Source organism: uncultured Winogradskyella sp. (assembly GCF_937958655.1).
In the GTDB taxonomy this organism is placed as follows: Bacteria; Bacteroidota; Bacteroidia; order Flavobacteriales; family Flavobacteriaceae; genus Winogradskyella.
In genome coordinates this window covers 40,359-48,003 of sequence record NZ_CALGNH010000045.1, presented here as the reverse complement: position 1 = coordinate 48,003, position 7,645 = coordinate 40,359, and the positions used below count along the sequence as shown (strand labels likewise).

At 34.5% G+C, this 7,645-nt stretch carries 6 protein-coding genes; 5 read left to right on the top strand and 1 reads right to left on the bottom strand.

Features of this window, described 5'->3' with window-relative positions; all coding sequences use genetic code 11:
- From Q0800_RS09475 to Q0800_RS09455, 5 genes are all read left to right on the top strand, one after another.
- Positions 1-847, top strand: an 847-nt coding sequence (locus Q0800_RS09475) for a T9SS type A sorting domain-containing protein (RefSeq protein WP_299129130.1), incomplete at its 5' end; no start/stop codon positions are given.
- Positions 848-877: 30 nt separating this feature from the next.
- Complete coding sequence (locus Q0800_RS09470) at positions 878-2,338, top strand: sulfatase (protein ID WP_299129129.1); 1,461 nt, start codon at positions 878-880, stop codon at positions 2,336-2,338.
- A 13-nt stretch (positions 2,339-2,351) separates the two neighbouring features.
- On the top strand, positions 2,352-3,779 hold the full coding sequence (locus Q0800_RS09465; protein ID WP_299129127.1) for a sulfatase: 1,428 nt from the start codon (positions 2,352-2,354) through the stop codon (positions 3,777-3,779).
- Between the two features lie 11 nt (positions 3,780-3,790).
- Positions 3,791-5,224: a sulfatase-like hydrolase/transferase gene (locus Q0800_RS09460; protein ID WP_299129126.1), complete on the top strand. Its 1,434-nt coding sequence runs from the start codon at positions 3,791-3,793 to the stop codon at positions 5,222-5,224.
- A gap of 22 nt (positions 5,225-5,246) precedes the next feature.
- Entirely contained in the window at positions 5,247-6,404 is a 1,158-nt protein-coding gene (locus Q0800_RS09455; RefSeq protein ID WP_299129125.1) for a lactonase family protein, read from the top strand.
- Between the two features lie 17 nt (positions 6,405-6,421).
- Here Q0800_RS09455 and Q0800_RS09450 read toward each other — a convergent pair whose 3' ends face one another.
- Complete coding sequence (locus Q0800_RS09450) at positions 6,422-7,462, bottom strand: GntR family transcriptional regulator (protein WP_299129131.1); 1,041 nt, start codon at positions 7,460-7,462, stop codon at positions 6,422-6,424.
- Between the last annotated feature and the right edge of the window lie 183 nt (positions 7,463-7,645).

Below are 7,645 nucleotides of genomic sequence, written 5' to 3'. Positions count from 1 at the left end.
TTCAGAAGATTTTGCGCCTTGGACAGCAGTTAGTGCAGGAATGAATGTAAATACAGATAATGATCTATTAACCTTGAATTATTCAAGCGGATTTGCGTTCCCAATGGCAGCAATTACAGGGTTAAATATTAATTCTGATTTATATGATAATTTACAGTTAGTTGTTAAAAATAGCACAGAAGATATGTTTCTTCAAATGGCAGCAAATATTCCAGGTACAGAATTTGCAACAGGAAGGAAAAAAATTACCATCCCTAATGATAATCAATGGCATACCATAGATGTAGATTTAACAAACTGGTCGCATTGGGAAGGTATTATTAATGAATTTAAGGTATACGAAAGTGTAAATACAGGTAGTATTGTGTTTGATAGAATAGAGTTTATGCCTATTAATAATGAGATTTTTGATGTAACAATCGCTAAAGAGGGTAATGGTTTATTAAATTATCAAAGCGGAACGTCTTTAGGCGGGCAGCAATTTGATTTAAATGCTATTGCAGATCAAGGTTGGGAGTTTCAAGGCTGGTCTGGTGATATTGTGAGTACTGAAAATCCGTTAACAATAACCGTAACATCAGATTTAAATATCACAGCCACATTTGTGCAAGAGGGATTGTCTATAGATGAAAATAATTTAGACAATGCTTTTACTGTCTTTCCAAACCCAAGTTATAATGGTGTGTTTACATTAAAAAGTAATACAACAGAGCATTGGGAAGTGTATAGCCTAACAGGAGTTAAAGTTCTGTCTGGAAAAGGAAAGACAATCGATATCTCTAATGTTTCACATGGAATGTATATTGTAAAAATCAATAATGCCTACAAAAAAATAGTGTTTCACTAAGAGCGTTTCACAACTAGAATATTGGTTAATATGAAGATGTTTTCAAAGATTTCAATAGTTGTTTTTTTAGCAATTCATTTCATAAGTTGCAATACATCATCTTCACAAAAACAAAAGAATGATGATCAAAAACCAAATATCATCTTCTATCTGGCAGACGACCAAGACGTGTACGATTATGGTTGCTACGGTAACGAAAAAGTAAATACAGCAGCAGTAGATCGATTGGCAAAAGAAGGCATACTGTTTACCAATGCGTTTACAGCACAGGCGATATGTGCGCCCAGTAGATCACAACTTTTTACAGGGCAATATCCGCTTAAAAATGGCTGTTTTGCAAATCATACGGCTACTAAACCAGACATTAAAAGTGTGACTGCACACATGAAAAAATTAGGCTATGAAGTCGTTTTAGCTGGAAAAAGCCACGTAAAACCAAACAGTGTTTATCAATGGGACAAGGAATGGGAACCTGTGCCAAAAGAAAACGTGCCAAGAGACTATATTCCGTTGGATAGTATAGAAGATTATTTCAAAACAGCTAAAAAACCGTTTTGCATGTTCATTACGTCAAAATATCCGCACGGTAAATATTTTGACGTCAAAAACCCAAATGCTGAAGACCTTAAATTTTATCCTTTTAATGCACATAAAAAAAGCGATAAAGCTTATGTTAAAAGTAGGGCAGGCTATTATAGAAGCATCGAGGAAGACAACACGCAATTGGAAAGCGTCTTAAATTTTGTCGACACCCATTTAGACAAAAACACTCTGTTTATATACAGCGCAGACCATGGTGTTTCAGGTAAGTTTACCGTAAAGGATATTGGTTTAAGAGTACCCTTTGTGGCGCGTTGGCCAGAAGTTATAAAAGCAGGTTCAACATCAAATCAATTAATTCATTATACAGATGTTTTACCAACTTTTTTGGATGTTGCAGGCGGTGAGTCAACTGAAGATATGGATGGTAAAAGCTTCTTGTCATTGCTAAAAGGAGAAGATAATGACATCAACACGTATGTTTATGGCGTAAGAACCAATCAAAACATTTTAAATTCTGAAATTTTCCCTTCTCGAATGATTCGAGATAAGCGATATAAATACATTAGGAATTTCAATGCATTGGAAGTCGTAGAACAAAATTTAACAGGAAAACCTAATTTGGATTACTTTATCAAAAGAGGTGCTAATGCATTTAAGAACGAACCATTCGAGGAATTATATGATTTAGAAAATGACCCTTTTGAGCAACAGAATTTGGCTAATAATTCAGAATTAAAAACCGTAAAAGATAGATTGGTCAAAGATTTGTTTGTTTGGATGAAAGCCCAAGGCGATATTTTAGACGATTCCGTTGGAAATATGCCAATTATTACACCTAAAGGAAAAAAAGGATTTAAACTAGACCAAGACACACCAAGACGAAAAATAGCAGATTCCATAAAAAATACACTCACAAAAGACGATTATATTGTTATTGAACACTGGTAAAACATAGTTTAAGATGAATAGATATCTCACATATACTTTAGGTTTAGCATTACTTCTTATGTCATGTAAAAATGAAAAAGAGACCACCATAGCCACTAAAGAACAACAACCAATGAACATTTTGTTTATTGCTGTTGATGACTTACGCCCCGAACTTAATTTTTATGGCGCTAATCATATTCAATCCCCAAATCTCGATAAGTTAGCTGATGAAAGTTTAGTCTTTGAGCGCGCCTATTGTAACATTCCTGTTTGCGGTGCTTCAAGAGCGAGTTTGCTTACAGGTTTGCGTCCAACACGGCAACGCTTTATAAATTACAGTACAAGGGCAGATACAGATGCACCTCAGGCAGTTTCATTGCCTAATTTTTTCAAGAAAAATGGATACACTACAATTTCTAACGGAAAGATATATCACAAAATAAATGATGATAGTTTGGCTTGGGATAATCTATGGTTTCCCAAAGGAAATATTCGCGACTATCAATTAGAAAAAAACAGAATTGAAAATGGAGATGCAAACCTAGCTGTTGCAGGTGCTGCTGCTTTTGAAATGGCAGAAGTTGATGATACTGCCTATTTTGATGGTGAAATAGCCCAAAAAGGAATAGCAGATTTAAAAATGTTGAAAAACAAGAACGCGCCTTTCTTTTTAGCTTTAGGTTTTATGAAACCGCACTTACCATTTAATGCGCCAAAGAAATATTGGGATATGTACGACAGGTCAAAAATTGAATTACCCGAAAGTTATGTACAGCCCAAAAGTACACCTAAACAAGCCTTTCACAATTTTGGTGAGTTACGCAATTATGGTAATATTCCTAAGAAAGGAGACCTTTCAGAAGATTTATCTAAAGAATTGATTCATGGTTATTATGCTTGTGTCAGTTATGTAGATGCACAAATTGGGTTGGTGTTGGACGAATTAAAACGTTTAGAGTTAGACGATGATACCATAGTTGTTTTATGGGGAGACCATGGTTGGAATTTAGGAGACCATAAACTATGGTCTAAACATTCTACATTCGAGACCGCTTTAAAAACACCTTTAATCATCAAAGTGCCAGGTAAAACAAGTGGCCAGAAAACCGATGCCATAACTGAATACGTTGATATCTATCCAAGTTTAGCTGAACTTGCTGGTTTGAATGTACCAAATAACCTTGAAGGGCAAAGCTTTGTACCAATTTTAAATGGGGAAACACCAGAAAAAGACTGGGCAGTCAGTAAATTCAAGGATGCTGTAATCTTGATTAAAGGTGATTTATTTTATACTGAATGGACTAAGGACGATGGCATAGCCTATGCGCGCATGTTGTTTGACCACAACACCGACCCATTAGAACTCGACAATTTGGCCGAAAAACCAGAGTATAAAGACACGGTTAATCAATTGGCTAAATCGTTGCGAGAAAAATGGGGTAAGGATTTTTTAAAATAGAAAGTTGAATCATGAAAAGCGTATCAAATTATATAGGTATTCTATTCCTTTTCTTAGGAATAATGAGTTGTAAAAACGAAGAAAAGAAGACAACAACTAAAAAAGAAGCACGACCGAATATCATATATGTATATGTAGACCAAATGAGCGCTAATATGATGAGTAATGCAGGTAATACCTATTTAAAAACACCAGCATTAGATTATATTGCCGATAACGGTATCCGTTTTACAAGAGCCTATACGACCAATCCTGTGTGTTCACCAGCAAGAGTGAGTTTAATGACAGGTCACTTTCCAAGTTATTTTGAAGATGATAAAGGGAATGAGGTTAGAGAAAATAGAGGGTCCATGAAGATTCCGACGGTTACTGATGAAGTGAAACATACAACCATTGCGTCGTACCTTAAAAAGGCGAATTATGACTTGTATTTTGGAGGAAAAGAACATTTGCCTGAGTCCTTAACGCCAGCAGCACTTGGTTTTAATAAATTTAGTGATGATGAAAGGGGTGAGTTGGTTAACAAAGCAGCAGATATTATTGAAGAAAAACATAAAAATCCATATTTCATGGTGGTGTCTTTAATAAACCCACATGACATTTGCTACATGGCTCTACGAGAAAAGGCGACCAGTAAAAATGATGCCATACTCTTAAAACGTGCTAAAGTTGAATTGGCTACTTTAGATGAAGCCATGAAAATTCCAGAAAGCGTCAGCAAAGAAGAATTTTATGCCAGTTATTGTCCACCCTTACCAAAAAATTACGAGCCTCAAATCGATGAACCTAGGGCGGTTAAGCGTTTAATTAATAACAGGCCGTTTCGTAAAAATGCCAGAGAACATTTTACAGAAAACGATTGGAAACATCACAGGTATGCTTACCATCGCCTAACAGAGGTTGTGGATAAAGAAGTACAAGTACTTTTAGAGGCTATAAAAAATAGCGGACAAGAGGAGAATACACTTATCATTTTTTCAAGTGACCATGGTGATATGAGCGCGAGCCATCGTATGGAACACAAATCTACATTATATGAGGAATCTGCAAACATTCCATTTATGGCGATGTGGAAAGGTCATATCCCTAAAGGTCAGATTAACGATATGGATTTAGTTTCAAATGGATTAGATTTACTTCCAACATTATGCGATTATGCCAATATAGAAGGAGTTTCTGATACTAGAGGTAAAAGCCTAAGGCCTCTTTTTGAAGGTGAAGAAATTGCATGGCGTGAAACGCTTGGTGTAGAAAGCGAAATAGGTAAAATGGTAGTTGATAAAAACGGTTTAAAGTATATACGCTATGATGTTGATGGCATTGAAGAACAGTTATTAAACTTAAAGAAAGACCCTTTTGAAACCACACACTTTACCAATGACGGAAACTTTAAAGAGGATTTAGAACGATTAAGGAAGATATACCATACGGAATGGTTTCAGTAGCTAGACGTGTTACCCCAAGCTTATGCAACGAAATGAAATATTGAAATGCTTATCGCTAATCTTAGTCGCGTTAGTGCTTTTTGGTTGTCAGTCAAAAAAGGAAACCACCTTACTTTTCGTAGGTAGCTTTACGGATAAAAAACTGGGAGAAGGCATCCATGTATACGAGTTTAATACTGAGACAGGTGAAGCTACTTTGAAATTTGCGCTAGATAGTGTTACCAATACATCCTTTTTAAAATTATCTAACAATGGGAAGTATCTGTATTCGGTGATGGACAGCCAAATGCCGTATCACGGGAAAATAGGAGCGTTTGCTATAGATTCCATTCACGGCAAAATAGACCTCATAAATACACAAGATTGTGGTGGCTTAAATCCTGCGCACATAGAAATAGATAAAACAGGAGAATTTCTAACAAGCTCACAATATTCTGATGGCAGTTTGAGTCTATTCAAAATTAATAAAGAAGGCAGTCTAAATTCATACAGCCAAGTTTTAAGATTTAGGGATAGTAGTGTCATTAAAGGTCGACAGGAAGCATCGCATATACATTCTTCAAATTTTTCACCTGATAATAATTTTTTATTTGCGCAAGACCTTGGTGCCGATAAAATAAGAGGCTTTAGTTTTAATAGTAATGCAAAGGATTCCATGCTTCAAAATGAAATTCAAATTAAGTTGAAATCAGGAAGTGGGCCACGGCATTTCACCTTTCATCCTAATGGAAAATTTGGCTATAGTATTGCTGAGTTGAGTGGGAAAATAACAGCTTTTAAATACAAAGAAAGGCAACTAGATTTCATTGAAGATTATAATTCTTATCAGGGAACTCAAGATATCTACCGAGCTGCGGATATACATATTTCACCCGATGGTCAATTTTTATACGCCTCTAATCGTGGGCCAGCGGAAGATAGCATTTCAATATTTTCAATTGATACGGCAACAGGGAAACTAACCTTAGTAGGTCATGAACCTACTTATGGTGAACGCCCAAGAAATTTTGCCATATCGCCCAGTGGTAATTTTTTATTGGTAGCTAATCTGGTTTCAGGTAATATCATTGTGTTTAGACGGAATGCTAAAACAGGAAAACTTACCAAACTGCCTCATGCGATAGAGGTTAAAAATCCGTCGAGTCTGCAGATGCGAGCCTATGATTTAGATTTACAATAGCAAATGGAATTTTAAGATTAAAGCGAATCTCTTTCAATGAGGTTAAAAGGTACTTTAACACTGCCTTTTTTATGATTTAAAATCATGTCTGCGGTAGTTTCGCCCATAATTTTAAAATCCGTAGAAAGAACCGTAATACCCAATAAATCTTTTAATGGTGTGTCGTTATACGATATGATGCCGATATCTTTACCTAATTCGAATTCATCTTCCTTAGCCTGTTTCACTAAATTTACCAAATCCGATTCCTCTATGGTTATAAATAAATCTCCACGTTTTATAATCATATCATCAATAACCTCCTCAAGAATTTCAAAATCTAATTTAAATTCTACACAAAATTTTCTAAACCCATGTAAAATTCGTCTCGGATAAGGATAAACCGCTTTTTCTGGATAAAATAAGATTAATTTTTCGTAAGTCTTAATTTTATCAATGCCAGATTTTAATGCACTATATATATCATTTTCAAAATCTTGATAAACTTCAGCATGATTACCTTTCATTACAGCTTTTATATTATCTAAAATAACGAGCTTTTCTTGTGGTAATTTTTTAAGTGCTTTAATGGCCTTATCGGTAAAACTGGTATGCTTTAAATCTTCCGTTTTAAAGTGAGGCATTATAACATAATAGTCGTAGGACGACTTGTGTTTGTCTAGTAGATTGATAAACAGGGATTCGTCACAATGATAAATCATAAGGTCGGTATGCGAATTTGGACCTATACTATTAATAAATGAATTATAAATTCTTAGTTTATAAGAACTCAATTTATTCACCAAAAATAAAATATTAGTTTTTGAGATTAATTTGGTTCTGTTAATATAATAACCTTTACCACGTATGGCATTAATAATATTGCGCTCTTTTAAAATACTGTATGCTTTTTCTACAGTATCTCTAGATAAATAAAACTCTTCGCTAAATCGGTTTATTGAAGGAATTTTTTGACCCATTGTCAAATTCTCTTCAGAAATATTATGAATAATAGAATCTATAATCTGTTGGTATTTAGGTACCCTAGATTCTTCATCGATATTTATAAATTTAATCAGATCCAATTCTTATTGATTTTTAAAGCCAAACATTTAATCAATTATAAACAAATATATTAAGTTAATTGAGTTTTACGTCGTAAAAATTCTTTGAGGCTTACGGATTAATAGATAGTGTGTAACTGTATTACTCAGGTCTTATAAGTAATTTTCCACAAAAAAACTTCATGTAATATTCAATAA

Bases quoted from the DNA above. Each gene is read 5' to 3' on its own strand.
- Q0800_RS09470 (WP_299129129.1), top strand. From the start codon at position 878: ATGAAGATGTTTTCAAAGATTTCAATAGTTGTTTTTTTAGCAATTCAT.
- Q0800_RS09465 (WP_299129127.1), top strand. From the start codon at position 2,352: ATGAATAGATATCTCACATATACTTTAGGTTTAGCATTACTTCTTATG.
- Q0800_RS09460 (WP_299129126.1), top strand. From the start codon at position 3,791: ATGAAAAGCGTATCAAATTATATAGGTATTCTATTCCTTTTCTTAGGA.
- Q0800_RS09455 (WP_299129125.1), top strand. From the start codon at position 5,247: ATGCAACGAAATGAAATATTGAAATGCTTATCGCTAATCTTAGTCGCG.